Source organism: Ardenticatenales bacterium, from assembly GCA_020634515.1.
Lineage (GTDB): Bacteria > Chloroflexota > Anaerolineae > Promineifilales > Promineifilaceae > JAGVTM01.
This window is the reverse complement of the sequence record JACKBL010000001.1, coordinates 1,200,418-1,217,682: the sequence shown is the minus strand read 5'-3', so window position 1 is coordinate 1,217,682 and position 17,265 is coordinate 1,200,418. Positions and strand designations below refer to the sequence as shown.

Genomic DNA, 17,265 nt, shown 5'->3' with positions numbered 1-17,265 from the left:
ACAGCTCACAACGCACGGAACACGGGATGGCCTACGTGCCGAGAGGCATACGGTCACAGAGCAACCGTAGTAGTCCGAGGTCGGGAAAGCCGATTACATGGCGAAGGGTTGCAGGGAAATCGTATCTGGATTTGCGTGATCGGTCTGGATAGGCGTTAATCACAATGACGATGATACAATCGGCAGTGTCGCCGACATGATTTTCTGGAGAGCCGTGTGAATTGAAAGGTTCAAGCACGGTTCGGAGGGGGGCTTGCGGAAAAGCAGGTCATGCTGCTCGCCGCTTGCCTACCCTATAGCGAACGGGCGAGATCGGGGCTTTTTCAAGGTTTTAGTGAATCCAAGAGCAGCCTCTCAACCCGCCCGCCGCTCAAGCAAACGTTGAACCAAGACGTTAGGACTGCGAACCGATCCTGTTCTCCGAACAATCAAGAAGATGTTTACACGGTATCCGTGAAGGTGTATAATCTTCGGCATGATTGTCGCTTTCGCTGATGAAGCTACAGCCGATTTGTATCATGGACGCCGAACCAGTCGAGTTCGCCGATTTCCTCATGATATTTTGCATCGCGCTTTAGTCAGATTAGATGTACTCAACACAGCCCAGAACTTGATGGATTTGAGTTCCCCACCCGGTAATCGTCTTGAGGCTCTTGGCGGTGATTGGGCAGGCTTCCATAGCATTCGGATTAACAGACAATGGCAAATCGTTTTCCGTTGGGAGAATGGAAACGCTTATGAAGTTCAGATGATAGATTATCACTGAAGGTGGATGAAATGATTCCAGAGAACCGCATTCCTACGCATCCAGGGGTTGTACTTGAAGAAGAGTTTTTAATCCCGCTGGGTCTTACCCAAGTGGCTTTAGCCAGACACTTGGGAGTTCCCACACAAAGGATCAATGAGCTAATTCGTGGCAAGCGAGGTGTCACGCCTGAAACGGCCTGGTTACTGGCTGGCGCTTTTGGCACAACGCCGCAGTTTTGGCTCAATTTGCAGAGTAACTACGATTTGGCAAAGAACAGGCCCAAACAGACTATTCAGCCGTTGGCGTTGGCAGCCTAACACGGCGTCAATGCGGCGGCGCAGCCCTGGGTGAGGCTGGTGGAAAAAGGTTAGCTCCCCCCAAATGGGGCTGATTTTGAGGATTCTATTTGCCGGCAGAGACGTCAGTCCGCTCCTACTGCCCTTTGATGGCCGTCCACATTTCGTCGTAGGTGAAGACGGCGTCGCCGACGTCTTGCAGGAATTGCAGTTTGGCCTGCACGTCGGCGGGGGGGTAGATGCTGGGGTCTGCGAGGATGTCGGGGGAAATGAAGGGGGCGGCGGCGGTGTTGGGGCTGGCGTAGTAGGTGAAGTTGGTGATGGCCGCGCCGACTTCCGGCTCTAGCAGGTAGTTGATGAAGTGCAGCGCGGTCTGGTAACGCTGGCTGGAGGCGGGGATGCAGATGTTGTCCAGGTACTTGACCGCTCCCTCTTTGGGGACGATGTAGCGCCAGTTGCCGTCTTCGGTAGCTTCGTCGTAGGTGTTCCAGTAGGCGCTGGCGGCGTCGCCGCTCCAGGCGTGGGAGAGGACGACTTCATCGGGGACCATGAGAGTGTCGTCGTAATCTTCGCCGTTGAACGTTTTCCAGAAGGGCTTGGCTTGCAGGATGAGGTCGCGCGCCTGGATAAGTTCGTCCTGGCTCTGCGTGTTGGGGGAGTAGCCGAGGTAGAAGAGGGCCGCGCCCAGGAGTTCGCGCTGGTCGTTGAGGACGTTGATGCCGCCGCCGCTGTATGCTTGCAGCAGGGCGGGGTCGAACAGGTACGCCCAACTGTCTGGTGCGTGTTCGTCGAAGGGGGAAATGCCGGCACGATACGCAATCCCCGTCGTCCCCCACTGATACGGCACGCAATACTTGTTCCCCGGATCAAAAGGCGCATCCCGGAAATCCGCGCCGATGTTGACGAAATTGGGGATGTCCGCTGTGTTGATCGCCGCCAGCAGCCCCAATTCAATCATTTGCGACACCATGTAGTCGGAGGGGAAAATAACGTCGTACCCCGTCGCCCCCGCTTGCAGCTTCGCCAGCAAGTCTTCATTGGACGCATACGTGTCGTAAATGATCTTCACGCCGTACTGGTCCTCATAATCCGCCAGGATTTGCTCGTCAATGTAGTCGGACCAGTTGTACACGCTCAACTCCGGCGCCAGGGCGGTCTCGTCGCCGCCCGTTTGCGCGGCGTTGGCGTCTCCGGCGGTGGAATCCGCGGACGGGCCGCCCGCCGGGCCACCGCCACACCCCGCCAACAAGAACAGGCCCATCACCAGGGCCAATCCCAAAATCCAGTTTTTCATCGTTTTCTCCTTCGAAAATGCCATATTGGGTGAGATTCCCACTTACCAAGCCCTAGAAGTCTGGGAGACCTTTCGGGGTTACGTTTCAGATTGGACCAATTTTCTCTGGTGAAATTGGTCCAATCTCCAGAGAGCGTTAGTAGTTACGAAGAATGAACCAATCTTGCGGAGAACTACATTCTGGATGCTCATCGAGAAGCATCGCTCGTTATCTGTATCATGCGTGTGCCTATGCGCCTAGCGCCGCTGGAGGAGGAGAGAAATGACGACGAGCAGCGTGGAACCGGCCAGCATGAGGGAAGAGATGGCGTTCACTTCCGGGGTAACGCCGAATTTGATCATGGAGTAGACGCGCACGGGCAGGGTGGTGGACCCCGGTCCGGAGACGAAGAAGGTGATCACGAAGTCGTCCAGCGACATGGTGAAGGCCAGCAGCGCGGCGGAGACGATCCCCGGCATAAGCAGCGGCAGCGTGATGCGGCGGAAGGTGGTCCATTCGTCCGCGCCCAGGTCGGCGGCGGCTTCTTCCAGCCGCCGGTCCATGCCGTGCAGCCGCGCGCGCACGACGACGGCCACGAAGGAGATGTTGAAGGCGACGTGGGTGATGAGGACGGTGTAGCGGCTGAGGGGGACGGCGACGAGGACGAAGAAGAGGAGGGCGGAGAGGGCCATGACGATGTCGGGGATGATGATGGGAAGGTAGAGGACGGCGTCGTAGGGAAGTTTGCCGGCAAATTCGTAACGCTCCAGCACGATAGCAGCCAATGTACCCAGGATGACGCTGATCAAGGTAGACCAGAAGCCCACCCACAAGCTGACGCGCAAGGCGCTGCCGATGGCCGCATCCTGGAACAGTTCCTGATACCAGCGCAGGCTGAATCCCTGCCACACGCCGACGACTTTATTGGCGTTGAAGGAGTAGATGACGAGGATGAAGATGGGCAGGTAGAGGAAGAGGAAGATGGCAATGGCATACCAGGTGAGGGTGCGTTGGGAAAATGCCGGCAGCAGCGGTCGCCAAAACCGCCGCGAACGCGCTTCAATCTTCGGAAACGTTTCCATCTTGGATTGCGTTATCGTCGTCATCGGTCACCTGTCCTGAAAACAGACTACAAAAGCGTCCTGAGAATAGACATAACTACTAACGCTCTCTGGAGATTGGGCCAATTTCACCAGAGAAAATTGGTCCAATCGGGCTTAGCAGCTACGAATAGACGACAAAAGTCTCAAACCAACTTTGACATCGATACGCCCGGCCAAGACTTTTGTCATCTTTCATTCGACGTTGGGTTGTAGGCGAATCGCCCCTCACTCCTCGCCTCTCGCTCCTTGCCCTTCGCCCACGCGGAAGTAAAGGATCGCCGCCGCCAACATAATCGCCATGAGAATGAAGCTGATGGCGGAGCCAAACGGCCAGTCACGCACAGTCATGAACTGTTGTTGCAGCAGATTGCCCACCAGGGAAACGCGCGCCCCACCCATCAGGTCGGGGGTGACGTAGGCCCCCAGGGAGGGAATGAAGACGATGATCGCCCCGGCAACGATGCCCGGACGGGTGAGCGGCAGCAGGATGCGGATGAGGCTGCGCCATTTGCCCGCACCCAAATCCGCCGCCGCCTCCAGCAACGACCAGTCCATTTTCTCCAGGTTGCTGTAGAGGGGCAGGATCATGAAGGGGAGATAACCGTAGCAAAGACCCAGCATAACTGCCGGCAAATTAAACAACAACGGGAGCTTATGTGAGGTCACTTCCGCCAGCCAGGCAAAGAAACGGCTGCTTCCCGCCAGCATCGCTGCCTGCTCATGCAGCGTAATAGACCAGATATTGTTGATCAGGCCAGAATCGCGCAGAATCAGCATCCAGGCGTAGGTGCGCACCAGGAAGTTCGTCCAGAACGGAATCATCACCAGGAAGATCAGCGCCCCGCGCAGCCGCGATGGTTGCCGCGCAATCCAGTAGGCGAAGGGGAAGCCCAACAGCAAGCAAATGAGCGTGTTCAGCGCGGCCACCCAGAGAGAGCGCCAGAAGATGCGGAGGTAGATGAAATCTCCGTTGATGCGGCTGAAAAATCGCACGTAGTCGTCAAAGTAGACCCCCAGGTTTTTCAGACTCAGCGGGGGATAGGTGACCGTGCCCAGACGCGCCCGCTCCCCCAGGCTGACGACGAAGACGATCACGAGAGGGACGAGGAAAAACAAACCCAACCAGAAGGCGGCGGGGAAGGCCAGTGTCCAGGCCGTTTGCCGCCGCAACAGCAGCAAGCCCAAAACCGCCAGCGCCAGCAGCAGGCAGGCGCTAAAGAATTCCCGCGTCAAGAGGAAAAAGGCGATGGAAATGCCGGCAACAACCACATTCCGCGCCACACCTGACCAAACCGCGCCACGCCAGCCACGCCACAACCCGATCCCTACGAGCAGGTCAGTCACGCCCAGCAGCCCATAAACAAGGTAGGCGACCAGGGGCGGCCACGCCGCCAACGCCAATTCCACGGGCAGCGGCGTCCAATTAAATGCGGAGAATGTGAGCCAACGGAAAAACAACGCCGCCCAGAGGAGGAACTGCCCCCCGGAGAGGAGGAGGGCGGCGCGCCAGAGAGGGTTGAGGGTACTCAGCCGAAGTGATGAGCGGGGAAACGGTTGCGCATTTTGCATGGGACACCCAAAATCCTGCCGAACCAGGCGGTTATCAACGCAGTCCGCGCCCACGCCGGCGGCGAGCCTGTCCACAGATTCTTTTCGTGCCGGCATTTATCCCGCCACATCATACGCAAACCTGTTCCAGTTAAAAGCATTCTGCGTCAACACACAAAAAAAATATGACCCCATGACCGGCGGGCGTCGGGTCCTACCCGCCGCCACCCGTCTTGAGATCACAATTTCGTAAAAGTGGCTCAATTGGCCATGCGCCCGCCCGCTTCCGCGGTCATGCGCCGCCCGTATTTTCCACTTTTCCCTATTCAGTCAAAATTTGGGCGTTCTCCACGGCCCAGTGAATCAACACATTATCACCTACATTGAACTGCGTGTCATACCGGTTGCCATAGTTCTGCATGCGCACAAACAAATGCCCATTTTCGCCCAGAGCAACCCGATAGCGCGTATCCGTGCCGATATAAATCGCTTCTTCCACGCGGCCATCCAACACGACCGTTTCATCTTCCACCGCCAGATATTGGCGCATGTCAAACGAGCCGGTAGGAACCTCGCCGTCAAACATGCGCGCCACTTGCTCCGCGTCAAAAAACTCGTCTTGCACGGACACCATCCCCGGCGGATACAAGTTAATCTTCTCCGGGCGAATCGCCACCGTCACAGGCTGATCGCGGCGCGTAGTCCGCCCTTCGGCCACCCCCCGCACCAGCGCGCCGCCCACTCGCACCACCGCTTTTTCCCCTCCGGCCACAATTTCACCTTCAAGGAAGTTGGTCTCGCCAATGAAGTCGGCCACAAAACGGTTGGCGGGCCGCTCGTAAATGTCGCGCGGCGCACCCACCTGCCGTACCACGCCATCACTCATCACGGCGATGGCGTCGGACATGGTCAGGGCTTCTTCCTGGTCATGGGTGACATAGATAAAAGTGATGCCCACCTCTTCCTGAATGTGCTTCAGTTCCAACTGCATCGCCTTGCGTAGTTTCAGGTCCAGCGCACCCAGCGGCTCGTCCAGCAGCAGCACTTTGGGGCGATTGACGAGGGCGCGGGCCAGGGCCACACGCTGCTGCTGCCCACCGGAGAGCTGGGTGGGCTTGCGGTCGCCCAGGTTGGGCAGCCGCACCAGCTCCAGGGCTTCGCCGACGCGCCGCGTGATTTCGGCGCGAGGGGTGCGGGACATTTCCAGGCCGAAGGCGATATTCGCGGCCACGGTCATGTGCGGAAAGAGGGCGTAATTTTGGAAGACGGTGTTCACGGGGCGGCGGTAGGCGGGAATGCCGGCAACAGCCTGCCCCTGAATCAATATCTCACCCTGCGTTGGTTGCTCGAAACCGGCAATCATGCGCAGCGTCGTCGTCTTGCCGCAGCCGCTCGGACCCAACAGCGAAAAAAACGTGCCATCCGCTATTTGCAGCGACACATGATCCACCGCCAGCACGTCCCCAAACTGCTTGGACACATTTTGCAATTCAACCGCAATTCGCCGTCCGCTCATCAACATCCTTTCCTCATTATCCAGGAATGCGTAATTTTACACGTGTCCCCGCTAATGCAAAGAAATTGCATGTCCAGAGCGGGGTTTACTCCACGGCGGCTAACCAATTGTACGTGACCGGCGGCTCATAGTAACCGTCCGAAAATAACTTCACGTTTTCATCGGACGGTTACTGACAAGCTGTTCGCACAATTCCACTAGCTTAATTGCGAACAGCCACTTAGGAACGGAAATCAAATAGGACAACGACGTTGTTTCCTTACCGTTCCTGCAAACTGACGATGCAATTCCGTGCTTAATTCAGGGTCAGTCCTGATCTCCGCCCTCTGTAATCGGCAACGAGCCGGACCGCCGACCCGCTGCCGCTTCGCGCGATTTCAGATATACTTGCCCCAGGTGACAATGCACCCCTGACCTGGAATCATCACGCGCAACATGGACACAAAATCACTTCATACGCTGGAATTTGATAAGGTGCGGCAGCGTCTGGCGGGTTATGCCAGTTTTAGTGCCGGCATCGACCTGGCCCTCAACATCACCCCCACCGACGACAAACGGGAGGCGGAGCAGTGGCAGGCAGAAACCCGCGAAGCCGTGCAGCTATTCGATAGCCAGCGCGACATCAGCATCGGCGGCTGCCGCGACGTGCGCCGCGCCGCCAGCAACGCCCAACGCGGCTTCACCCTCCTCCCCGAAGACTTCCTGGAAATCCAAAATACCCTCATCGCTTCCCGCACCCTGCGCCGCCAACTGCTGCGCACCGCAGAAACCAACCCCTTCCTCGCCCAGATCGCCGAACTCATCGAGGAATGCCCCGGCCTGGTGCTGGCCATCAGCGCCACCCTCGACGAAAAGGGAGAAGTGCTAGACAGCGCCAGCCCCAAACTCGCCACCCTGCGCCGCGAACTGCGCGCCGCCCACGGGCGCATTCAGGATCGGTTGCAGCGCCTCCTCAACAGCAGCGACGGCCAGTACCTACAAGAGCCGATTATCACGATGCGCAGCGGGCGGTACGTGGTCCCTCTGCGCGCCGACGCCCGCGGTCGCGTCAAGGGCATCATCCACGACCAGAGCGGCAGCGGGGCCACCTTGTGGATCGAACCGCTGGGTACGGTAGAGTTAAACAACGAATACCGCAGCCTGCAGATTCAGGAAGAGCAAGAGATTGCCCGCATCTTGGCGGAGTTGTCCCGCCTGGTGGCCAAGCACGGCGATGCCCTGCAACGCATTGTGGAGCGCATGGCGGAACTGGACCTGATCTTTGCCCGTGCCCGCCTGGCCTCGGAGACCAACGCGGTGGAACCTATCTTCGTCGATTGGCGCACCTTCCCCGAACCACGCCCCCCGAAGCACGCCAACGAGCGGGAGAAGTGGACACCGCCACCGCGCAACCCACACCCCGGCTCCACCATCTGGATTCGCGCCGCGCGCCATCCGCTGCTCGACTCGGCAACCGTTGTGCCCACGGACCTGCTGCTGCATGAGGATGTGTTCCTGGTGCTGATCACGGGACCAAACACGGGCGGCAAGACGGTGAGCCTGAAGACGATGGGCTTGATGACGTTGATGGCGCAGTCGGGACTGCATGTGCCGGCAAATGAAGCGCGCCTCACGGTATTTGACAACGTATTCGCCGACATTGGCGACGAACAATCCATTGAGCAAAGCCTCTCCACCTTCTCCGGGCACATCACCAACGTCAGCCGCATCCTCAAGGAAGTGGACGACCGCTCCCTGGTGCTGCTGGACGAACTCGGCTCCGGCACCGACCCCGCCGAAGGCGCGGCCCTGGCCCAATCCATCGTCAACTACCTGCGCGACAAAGGCGCCACCACCTTCATTGCCACCCATTACCCGGAACTGAAGCTGTACGCCTCGCAGACGCGCGGCGCCACCAACGCTTCCCTCCTGTTTGACGTAGAGACCCTTTCGCCCACCTACGAAATGAGCATCGGCCTGCCCGGACGCTCCAACGCCCTCGTCATTGCCCGCCGCCTGGGGCTGGACGAATCCATCCTGGACGAAGCCATGCGCCTGCTGGGCACGGGCAACTCCCAGGCGGAAGCGATGCTCGATTCCATCTACGAAATGCGCGACAAAATTGTGGCTCAGGAGGCGGGCACGCGCCTCGCCTTACGCCAGGCGGAAATGCAGCAAGAGGCGTTAGAAGAAAGACTGGCCCAGATTGAGCGTGAACGCTTGCAAGTGCTGGCGGAGGCACGCGCGGAGGCGCAGGCGGAGTTGGCGGCCCTGCAAGAGGAAATCCGCCAGGTACGCAAGAAAGTGCGCGACGCTCAGTCCCTCAACGCCCTGAAGAAAGCGTCGCAGGAGACAAAAGCACTCGCCGAAGAACAGGAGGAGGCGGCCGCGGCGGAGCAAAAACGCGCGCCGCGCCGCCGTCGCCAGGCATTGCAGGCGGGGGATAAGGTCCATGTGAAAACGTTGAACGTAGAGGGCACGATCATGTCCGTGGATGGCGCCAACGTGGAAGTCGCCGTGGGGCGTCTGACGATGCGGGCGGATTTGGCGGACCTGGCGTTTAAGGAGCGGCCTGAGCCGGAAGCGCCCGCTCCCTCCGCCGGCGGTGTGCGCGTCCACAGCGCCGCCTCGCCGGGGATGGAGCTTGATCTGCGCGGGCAGCGGGTGGAAGAAGGCTTGAAAAATGTGGAGCAGTATCTGGATCAGGCATTCCTGGCGAATCTGCCCTGGGTGCGCATCATTCACGGGAAGGGAACGGGGCGGCTGGGGCTGGCGGTGCGCAAGCTGCTGCAAAAGAGTGCGCATGTGGTGGCCTGGGAAGAGGGAAAAGATGGGGAAGGCGGCGCGGGGGTGACGATGGTGAAGTTGAAGGGGGAGTGATGCCGGCATGACGGACGACATCCAACACAGTCAGGCCCTGGCCCTCTTCGAGCACGCCCATCGCCACCAGATGCGGCGCGAATACGCCGACGCCATCATCCTTTACAAACGCTCCATCGCTCTTTTCCCCACGGCGAAAGCGTATACCTTCCTCGGCTGGACCTACAGCCTGTTGCACCGGTACGAGGAGGCCATCGCCGCCTGCAAAGAAGCCATCACCGTCGATCCAACCTATGGCAATCCCTACAACGATATTGGCGCTTATTTGATCGAACTGGGTCAACCGGAAGAGGCCATCCCCTGGCTGCAAAACGCCATCACCGCCCCCCGTTATGATTCTCCCCAGTATGCGCACTTCAACCTGGGGCGCGTCCATGAGGCCCTGGGCAAATACGAGGCAGCTCTGACTTGCTACAACCAGGCGCTACAAATTGACCCGATGTACCTCAGCGCCGCGGCCATCAAGTATCGGCTGCTGGGCAAAATGAACTGAGCCGGCCACAGAATAGCCATTTACAGTTCCCCGAAGCGAACCGCTTGCCAAAAGTGGCGCAGTCGGCTGGCGCGTGGGCCATAGCGGGCGTCCAGCCAGGGGCGCTCCGGCCACAGGGTGCGCCAGAACAGGCGCGCCCGGTCCTGGGGGCGGTCCACCAGTCCGAAGAGGAGCCAGTAACCGCGCCATTGGCCGCGCAGTTCTTGCCCGGCCAGGACGGATTGGGGTGAGACGGTGGTTTGCAGCCAGCGATGCCGGCATTCTCCCCCCCCCTGTCGCCCCAATTCCTCATCCGGCACGCCCACCAACGCCCGCGCCAGCCGCAGCACCAGCCAGAGAACCGTCTCCACCCGCCACGCACGCGCGCGTTGCCAAACCAGCGACCAATCCACCCCCCGTCGCGCCAACATCCCCAAATCCACCAGCGCACGCAGCGCCGGACGCCCAAATTTCGGCCCCAGCGCCAGATGCAGCGCCAGATGCAGCGCCATGTCTTCACCGGACAATTGACTCGTCGCCTGCCCGCCCACCGACAATAGCTGCCGCCGCGCCCACACCCCCTCGTCGTCAACCGCCGCCGTCCGGCGCAGCCAATCCCCTTCAAATGGGGACCAGTGTAATTCTACCAGACCATTCTGCCAGCCTGGGCGTAAAAACTGAATTTCGCCCCGATTCAACATTTGCCACGCCAGCGGGCGCTGCTGGTTCAAATACGCCTGAAACCCCAGTTGCCCCATCACGCCAGCCGCGTGCGGCATATCCGCCGCCCGCACCCACAGGTCCACATCCGACATCGGGCGCAAAGCGGGGTCCGCGTAGACGGAGGACGCCAGCGCCGCTCCTTTCAAGACCACCACCGGGATGTTTGCCGCCGTTAATGCCGGCAGCACCTCCGTCAGCAAGGAGAGCAGCAGTTCATTTTCCGCCGCCGCGCGATAATAATCCCCTTGCAGCCGCACCGCCAGCGCCGGCTCCGACGCGCCATAACGGGCAAACGTCAGCGGCCCCAGGTCGCGCGCTTCGACCCAGGCAGCCAGTTGTTGCCGATCAATCGTCGGCGACAGCGGCGGCGCTTCCCCGGCGACCAGCCCGCGCAAAAATATCGCCGCCGCGTTTACGTCCGGCCACGGACCACCATCAAGGCGCATCATGCCTACTCCAACCCGCTAACGCCATCATCGCCCTTTCAGCCCCAGCGTCACCTGCACCGTCTTCAGCAGAATCGCCAGATCGAGGCGGACACCCTGGTGCTTGATGTAGTACAAATCGTATTGCACTTTCATCAAGGCGTCTTCAACGGATGCGCCATAACGATACTTGACCTGCGCCCAACCGGTGATGCCGGGCTTGACCGCGTGGCGTGCCTGATAGTAGGGAATTTGCGCCTGCAATTGCCGCACGAAAACGGGACGCTCCGGGCGCGGGCCAATCAGGCTCATCTCACCACGGAGGACGTTCCAGAACTGGGGCACTTCGTCCAGGCGGGTGCGGCGCAAGAAACGCCCGGCGGGGGTGACACGGGGATCGTTTTGCCCTGCCCACACGGCTCCCGTCTCTTTTTCCGCGTCCATCACCATGGAGCGAAACTTGATCACCCGAAAGGTGCAGCCGCCCTTCCCTACGCGCTCCTGCCGGTATAACAGGTCGCCGGGATTGGTAAGGCGATTGGCGACCCATACGGGAGGGATAAGCAGGAGCAGAAAGAGACAGCCAACAGCAGCCGCGCCAATATCCACCAGTCGCTTCAGGAGCGTGTATAGACGGTAGATTGCGGAGGGAGATGCCGGCAGAACAACCTGGATGTCATCCCCGGCGTATTCAACGGGCACGCGCCCCGTCAATCGCTCATACACGGAAGCCATCGTCGTCACCTGCGCCCCCTGTTCCCGGCAATCCAACAGCGCCTGGAACAGTTCCGCGTGGATCTCGTGGACGTCGGAAATTGCCAGCACCAGTTCGTCCGGTTGATACTGCCGATGCAGCGAAATCAGGTCATGGCGCGTGCCGATCACCGGCACATCGGCGATGCACGTGCCCTGTTTGGCCTCATCGTCATCGATGAAGCCGAGAATGCGATACCCAACGCCGCAAGGCCGGTCCGAATCAGGCTCCCGCAAAGCGCGTACCAATGCCGCCCCGCTGCATCCCGCACCAATCACCAGCGCGGTTTGCTGGAAAGCGGGCTGTGTGAACAGGGTGGCATACAACAACCGCCACAGCCCAATGCCCAACGCCGACAGCAGAGGGAGCGTCAGGATGTAAATACGCCGCGGCAACGGCAACGGCAGCGGCAGTAAGAGGACCAACCAGTACAAACCACTGACGACCAAAGCCGCGCCCGCCGCGCTCCAGGTAGCGTCATTAGGAGACGCGGCACGCACCAGATCGTATCCATCCCACAACGGAGCCGCCAGCAGCCAAAAAACGCTTAACAGGAGGAACCACGTCTGATGTTGCCATGCCCAGGCAAAGATGGGCGTTTCCGGTTGGGTAAACGCAAACAGGACAAGAAGCAACGCCACATTCAGACCTAATAAATCGACAACTATCAACAGAATGCGTCGCTCCGAGAACCTGAGGGGAAAGCGAGGGTTCAACCGCGGCAACGGCGCGACTCGCTCAATCCTATTCGAGTAGCTACTCATGGGGTCTCCTCCGAAAACACCTTGTAGGTATAGTTACAATCATGGTCCAAGAGACCTTCCCGGAAGCTGGACCACAGGCCCAAAGCGTCTCACCATTCCCGTCATCTAGCATCAAAACAACTTCCGGGAAGGGGGTCATAAATAGCCACCCATTTCTGTAAAATTCATGAAGACCTTTGAGGTTAGTGGCTGGCCGCAATCAAGGAGTGGCGATGAAATAAGATACGAAACTGTATCGTCAGTTTGCAGGAACGGTGAGGAGACAACTTCGTTGTCTTATTTGATTTCCGCTCCGTAACTATTCACGTCTCCGAGAGATTGGACCAATTTTGTAGACATCAATAAGATTCAACCAGAGCAAATTGGTCCAATCTGGGCAGATGACCTGTATAGTCACTCCGCTCCTTCGTAATCCCTTTTTTTCATCCATGATGATGCGCCGCGGTCAGGGCGGATGGGGGCGCCAATTGCCGCAAGAGGGCGGCATATTGGCGGGCGACCATGTGTGGAACGTGGTGTTGTTCGACATATCGGCGACCATTCACGCCCATTTCCGCCCGTAGCGCGGGCCGGTCGCGCAAGTTTAGGACGGCGGCGGCCAACGCGGCCGGGTCATCGGGGTCCACCCAGAGGCCACAGTTGGCCTGCTGCACAAGAAGGCGTGTCTCGGCGTCGTGGCTGACGGCGGCCAGTAAGGGACGCCCGCTGGCCATGATGGTGTAGGCTTTGGAGGGGACGCTTTCGCTGCCGATGTCACGGCTGAGGCTGACGAGGGAGACGTCGGCGGTGGCGTATAGGTCGGGCAGACTCTCGCGCGGCTGAAAAGGAAGGAATGTGACGTTATCCAGGGCCATTGCTTGCGCCTGCTGCCGCAGCGACTCTTTGGCGGCCCCGTTGCCGACAAGGAGGAAGTGTATCTGGGGATGGTTTTGCAGCAGCGCGGCGGCGGCGAGGACGTTTTGCAGGTTTTGGGAGAGGCCGATATTGCCGGCATACATCACCACAAACCGCTCCTGCCAACCATGCGCCCGCGAAAACGGATTATCCTTCTCGCCCGGACGCACAAAATCCACGTCGATGAAGTTCGGGATGACCGCCAGCTTGGTCTCCGGCACGCCCTTCTGGTGCAAATTACGCCGGAACCCATCCGACAGCACCGTCACCGCCGCCGCATGGCGATAGACAAAATCCTCCATCCAACGAAAATGGCGGATCAGGGTTGGATTGGTGAGCAACCCCAGACGAATGGCAATATCCGGGTAAATATCCTGCACGTTGTAGACATAAGGAATGCCCCGCAGGCGACTGACGAAGAAAGCGCCCATCCCATTCGTCAGCGGCGGCGATGGGGCCAGGATCACATCGTGGCGAGGCTGCCACGCCGCCACCAGCGCGGAAAGCAGATTAAACGAGAGATAGTTGAGCAATCGCCCCACGATGTTGGTTTTGTTGCCGGGCACGTAGAGGTAGGTGCGGTATACGCAAACCGGACCATGCTGCTCCCGCTGCACCAGTTTGCCGCGATAAGCGTCCCAAATGCGGTTGGTGTCGTAGTGGGGAAAGGCCGCCACCACGGTCACTTCATGACCGAGCGCGGCCAATTGCTCCGCCAGTTCCGTCATGATGACGGCATTGGCGGCGGGGTCCGGGGCAAAATAAAGCGTCAACAACAGGATACGCAATAGGCACCTCCACGAGACATAGATTAACAGCACGGCTACGCGCTTAGTAACCATCCGAAAACAACTTCACACTTTTTGCGGACGGTTACTGACAAGCTGTTCGCGCAATTCCGCCAAACTTAATTGCGAACAGCCACTTGGGACTGATGATGAAATTCGATACGGAATTGCATCGTCAGCTTGAAGGAGCGGTAAGGGAATGACTTCGTCATCTAGTTTAATTTCCGTTCCTTGGGGTCCGCTAAGAACCCTTTCAGCGCATCCGTCAATTCCTCAGCGAAGCCCTTGCTATGTTAACGGATGCGCCCTTATGAGCGTCGTTTTGATGATGCAGCACCTCATAGAAGTGCGTCGCACCTGGCTAGATACAATGACGGTCAATTGGCTGTGGCTCGACAAACATATCACCACGACAGATCAGGCTCGTAACCCAATGTTATCAGGAATTCACCAATCTGACTCTTGAAGTTTGCTACCAGATCAGGTGTAAAACAATTCTGCCAATCGCCGGAAATGCCCTTGCGATAAAAGCCCGTTTGCGCGGTTGTTTCCGCCCGTTGCCGTAGGCGGGCAAACTGATGCTGGTTGACAATCGCGGAAATGGTTGCGTTGCCGGCATCAAGGCCAAAATGGTCGGCCACCTGGCGCATGACGCCGGGCGTGTCCACCAGCATGTCCTCGTAACGAATGAACAGGCACAATTGGGGATCGCCGTTGGCCTGCCAGGAGCGCACCCAATTGGCGTAGGCGGGGAGGCGTTCGCGGGCAAAGCGGGCCAGCCCTTCGGCAACGGTCAGCGCCCGATAGTGGGGATAGTCGGGATGCCAGGGGGTCTGGCGCACGTAGAAGGTGTAGCTGACGGCCACGTCGCGCAGGTCGCGGTAGAGGACGACGTATTTCAGACCGGCATTTTGCAGCAGACGCGCGTTGTGTGGGGAGCCATGGACGTGCATTTTGGTGAGGACGAGCATCTGGCGAAAACGGTGAAAGAAGTTTGGGGGCAAATCGTAGTCGTCGCTGCCGCCGTGCCGCAGTTCGTAGGCGGCGGCCTCGGGGATGAGGAGTGGGTGGAAACCGGGATAACTGGCGAGCATCCGCTCCAGCCAGGTGGTGCCACTCTTGGGCAATCCGGCGACGAAGAGGATTGGTTGCGGGTAGTGGTGATGGAATTGTTGATAACTATGCCGGCATTTCCGCGCCTGCCACCAATAACGCGGATAAACCGCCACCTGCTTCGCCCCGCGCGCCAGCGGTGGCGGCAAATATCGCTGCGCCAGGCGTTCAAGCGCGGGCATCCGTATCCTCCAAACGACGCACCACCACGGCGGGATTGCCGGCAGCCACCACTCCCGCCGGAATCATCCCCGCCACCACGCTGCCCGCGCCAATGACACTGCCTCGACCAATATGGCTCCCCTTCAAAATCAGCACCGACATCCCCACAAACACGTCATCCTCAATCACCACGGGGCGGCTCTTGCCCGCCGTGGGCCGGGCCAGCCGCGCCGCCGCGTCCAGCGGGTGAAAATCAGTATCCACCACAGTGCAATTCGCGCCAAAACGCACGCGGTCGCCAATGGTGATGCCCGTTTCCGCGCAGAGCGTGGTTCCCGTCAGCCCCACCTGGCAACCAACCACGATAACGGCGGCGGCGGAGCGGGTGGCGAGAATGACGCGATGGTTGGGGCCGAGCGGATTGGCGGACAGCCAGCTACGCATTTGCGCCCCCGCGCCAATGGTGATGCGGCTGCCGCGCTGTCGCTGAATGAGGGGCAGGCCGTAGACGCGCCAATCCGCGCCCCAGGCGACGCCATGCGCGGCAAAATAGAGGCGGGCCAGCGGCCACAGCCCCAGGCGGCGCAGTTCGTTGCCCACTTTCCAGGGGGCGGCGCGCCCCTCATCCCACAGGCGTCTCATGCCCATTGCCGCGCCTCCGCGTAGATGGCTTCCAATCGCCCGCCGACGGCGGCCAGGGAAAAAGTGGTTTGCAACAACTGCCGCCCGCCCTGCCGATAGGCGGCGCGGCGCGTTTCATCCGCCAGCAGTTCTTGCATGGCCGTCGCCAGGGCGTCCACGTCCACGGGCACGACGGTGGCAGCGACGCCATCCAGCAGGTGGGCCATCTCGCAGGTCGCCGTGACCAGGATGGGCGCACCGGCGGCGCACGCTTCTACCAGGACCATGGGAAAGGTGTCGGTGCGGCAGGGGAGGACAAACAGGTCGGCGGCGGCCAGGGCGGCGGGCACGTCGGCGGCGGCGATCAGGCCGGGAAAACCGACGGCGTGGCCCAGGTCAAGGCGGGCGGTCAGTCCCTGCACGGCGGCCAGTTGGCCATCATCCGGTCCGGCAATGATCAGATGGGTGTGGGCGCGGATGGACGCCGGCATGCGCGCAAACGCCTCCACCAACAAATCCGCGCCCTTCTTCCGGTTAATCCGCCCCAGGAAGAGAATGAGAAACGCATCATCGGCAACGCCCAGACGGGCGCGAAAAGCGCGCACGGCAGCGGGTGACGGCGGCGTGGGATTGAGGCCATTCGCCAGCGGGCGAATGCGCGCGCGCGGTATGCCGGCAGCGGCCATTTGCTCCACTTCGCTGGTGGTGAGGGCAATGCCCACGGCGGCGCGGCGCAGCAGCGGGCGCAGCAGCAAGGCATCGTAGAGCCGCTTCAGGCGCAGCGAGGCGACGATGTATTGCAGCGTGCCGTGGGGTTGGACGACCAGCGGTTTGCGCTGCCAGCGGGCAAACCAGGCCGCCGCCAGCACGAGCATGTTGCGCGTGCCGTGGATGTGGACGATGTCCGCGTCACGCACGGCGCGCCACAAGCGGCGCAGCGCCGCCGGCGAGAGAAAGGTGGGACCGGTGGTCCCCGGCCACCAGGGGAGCAGGCGCGTGTCCAGGTAGAGGACGGGCAGGCCGTCAACCTGGCGTTGGAAGCTGCCGGGAGCGATGTGGTGGTGTTTGTCAAGCAGGTTGGAGGCGCAGATGCGCGCATCGCCGCCGCGCCGCCGCAGTTCCAGGCTGTTCTGGTGTACCACTTTGACGGGTCCGCCCCAGGAAATTGCCGGCAAAAACCCCAATGTGACGTTCAAAACACGCAT

Annotated in this window: 14 protein-coding genes; 4 read left to right on the top strand and 10 right to left on the bottom strand. The window is 60.1% G+C overall.

Going from position 1 to position 17,265, the window contains the following annotated elements; genetic code table 11:
* Window positions 1-475 precede the first annotated feature (475 nt).
* Both H6650_04615 and H6650_04610 read left to right on the top strand, forming a co-directional pair.
* Window positions 476-766 carry a type II toxin-antitoxin system RelE/ParE family toxin gene (locus H6650_04615; GenBank protein ID MCB8951279.1) on the top strand — a complete coding sequence of 97 codons (291 nt, stop codon included), beginning with the start codon at window positions 476-478 and terminating at the stop codon, window positions 764-766.
* Between the two features lie 11 nt (window positions 767-777).
* Window positions 778-1,065 carry a HigA family addiction module antidote protein gene (locus H6650_04610; GenBank protein ID MCB8951278.1) on the top strand — a complete coding sequence of 96 codons (288 nt, stop codon included), beginning with the start codon at window positions 778-780 and terminating at the stop codon, window positions 1,063-1,065.
* 115 nt (window positions 1,066-1,180) lie between these two features.
* Here the strand turns inward: H6650_04610 and H6650_04605 are convergent, their stop codons facing one another.
* The 4 genes from H6650_04605 to H6650_04590 form a co-directional block, all read right to left on the bottom strand.
* On the bottom strand, window positions 1,181-2,338 hold the full coding sequence (locus H6650_04605; GenBank protein MCB8951277.1) for a spermidine/putrescine ABC transporter substrate-binding protein: 1,158 nt from the start codon (window positions 2,336-2,338) through the stop codon (window positions 1,181-1,183).
* A gap of 237 nt (window positions 2,339-2,575) precedes the next feature.
* Window positions 2,576-3,424, bottom strand: coding sequence for an ABC transporter permease (locus H6650_04600; GenBank protein MCB8951276.1), 849 nt, complete (start codon window positions 3,422-3,424; stop codon window positions 2,576-2,578).
* A 222-nt stretch (window positions 3,425-3,646) separates the two neighbouring features.
* A complete protein-coding gene (locus tag H6650_04595) occupies window positions 3,647-4,990 on the bottom strand; it encodes an ABC transporter permease (GenBank protein ID MCB8951275.1) in 1,344 nt (447 codons plus the stop codon).
* Window positions 4,991-5,291: 301 nt separating this feature from the next.
* Entirely contained in the window at window positions 5,292-6,485 is a 1,194-nt protein-coding gene (locus H6650_04590) for an ABC transporter ATP-binding protein (protein ID MCB8951274.1), read from the bottom strand.
* Between the two features lie 435 nt (window positions 6,486-6,920).
* Here H6650_04590 and H6650_04585 point away from each other — a divergent pair, with 435 nt between their 5' ends.
* Entirely contained in the window at window positions 6,921-9,344 is a 2,424-nt protein-coding gene (locus tag H6650_04585; protein MCB8951273.1) for a Smr/MutS family protein, read from the top strand.
* Between the two features lie 7 nt (window positions 9,345-9,351).
* Entirely contained in the window at window positions 9,352-9,837 is a 486-nt protein-coding gene (locus H6650_04580; GenBank protein ID MCB8951272.1) for a tetratricopeptide repeat protein, read from the top strand.
* A 20-nt stretch (window positions 9,838-9,857) separates the two neighbouring features.
* Here H6650_04580 and H6650_04575 read toward each other — a convergent pair whose 3' ends face one another.
* The 6 genes from H6650_04575 to H6650_04550 form a co-directional block, all read right to left on the bottom strand.
* Entirely contained in the window at window positions 9,858-10,988 is a 1,131-nt protein-coding gene (locus tag H6650_04575) for a nucleotidyltransferase family protein (protein ID MCB8951271.1), read from the bottom strand.
* A gap of 24 nt (window positions 10,989-11,012) precedes the next feature.
* Window positions 11,013-12,482 carry a sugar transferase gene (locus tag H6650_04570; GenBank protein ID MCB8951270.1) on the bottom strand — a complete coding sequence of 490 codons (1,470 nt, stop codon included), beginning with the start codon at window positions 12,480-12,482 and terminating at the stop codon, window positions 11,013-11,015.
* A 422-nt stretch (window positions 12,483-12,904) separates the two neighbouring features.
* Window positions 12,905-14,164, bottom strand: a complete 1,260-nt coding sequence (locus tag H6650_04565) for a glycosyltransferase family 4 protein (GenBank protein MCB8951269.1) — start codon at window positions 14,162-14,164, stop codon at window positions 12,905-12,907.
* A gap of 404 nt (window positions 14,165-14,568) precedes the next feature.
* Window positions 14,569-15,459, bottom strand: coding sequence for a sulfotransferase domain-containing protein (locus H6650_04560; protein MCB8951268.1), 891 nt, complete (start codon window positions 15,457-15,459; stop codon window positions 14,569-14,571).
* On the bottom strand, window positions 15,446-16,087 hold the full coding sequence (locus tag H6650_04555) for an acyltransferase (GenBank protein MCB8951267.1): 642 nt from the start codon (window positions 16,085-16,087) through the stop codon (window positions 15,446-15,448). Before H6650_04555 ends, H6650_04560 begins: the two co-directional genes overlap by 14 nt.
* The gene (locus H6650_04550) at window positions 16,078-17,265 is read right to left on the bottom strand and encodes a glycosyltransferase (GenBank protein MCB8951266.1); all 1,188 of its coding nucleotides are present in this window, start codon (window positions 17,263-17,265) and stop codon (window positions 16,078-16,080) included. The genes H6650_04555 and H6650_04550 overlap by 10 nt, the downstream gene beginning before the upstream one ends.

Excerpts from the sequence above, each read along its gene's own strand:
- H6650_04615 (MCB8951279.1), top strand. The coding sequence starts at position 476 with ATGATTGTCGCTTTCGCTGATGAAGCTACAGCCGATTTGTATCATGGA.
- H6650_04610 (MCB8951278.1), top strand. The coding sequence starts at position 778 with ATGATTCCAGAGAACCGCATTCCTACGCATCCAGGGGTTGTACTTGAA.
- H6650_04605 (MCB8951277.1), bottom strand. The coding sequence starts at position 2,338 with ATGAAAAACTGGATTTTGGGATTGGCCCTGGTGATGGGCCTGTTCTTG.
- H6650_04600 (MCB8951276.1), bottom strand. The coding sequence starts at position 3,424 with ATGACGACGATAACGCAATCCAAGATGGAAACGTTTCCGAAGATTGAA.
- H6650_04595 (MCB8951275.1), bottom strand. The coding sequence starts at position 4,990 with ATGCAAAATGCGCAACCGTTTCCCCGCTCATCACTTCGGCTGAGTACC.
- H6650_04590 (MCB8951274.1), bottom strand. The coding sequence starts at position 6,485 with ATGAGCGGACGGCGAATTGCGGTTGAATTGCAAAATGTGTCCAAGCAG.
- H6650_04585 (MCB8951273.1), top strand. The coding sequence starts at position 6,921 with ATGGACACAAAATCACTTCATACGCTGGAATTTGATAAGGTGCGGCAG.
- H6650_04580 (MCB8951272.1), top strand. The coding sequence starts at position 9,352 with ATGACGGACGACATCCAACACAGTCAGGCCCTGGCCCTCTTCGAGCAC.
- H6650_04575 (MCB8951271.1), bottom strand. The coding sequence starts at position 10,988 with ATGATGCGCCTTGATGGTGGTCCGTGGCCGGACGTAAACGCGGCGGCG.
- H6650_04570 (MCB8951270.1), bottom strand. The coding sequence starts at position 12,482 with ATGAGTAGCTACTCGAATAGGATTGAGCGAGTCGCGCCGTTGCCGCGG.
- H6650_04560 (MCB8951268.1), bottom strand. The coding sequence starts at position 15,459 with ATGCCCGCGCTTGAACGCCTGGCGCAGCGATATTTGCCGCCACCGCTG.
- H6650_04555 (MCB8951267.1), bottom strand. The coding sequence starts at position 16,087 with ATGGGCATGAGACGCCTGTGGGATGAGGGGCGCGCCGCCCCCTGGAAA.
- H6650_04550 (MCB8951266.1), bottom strand. The coding sequence starts at position 17,265 with ATGCGTGTTTTGAACGTCACATTGGGGTTTTTGCCGGCAATTTCCTGG.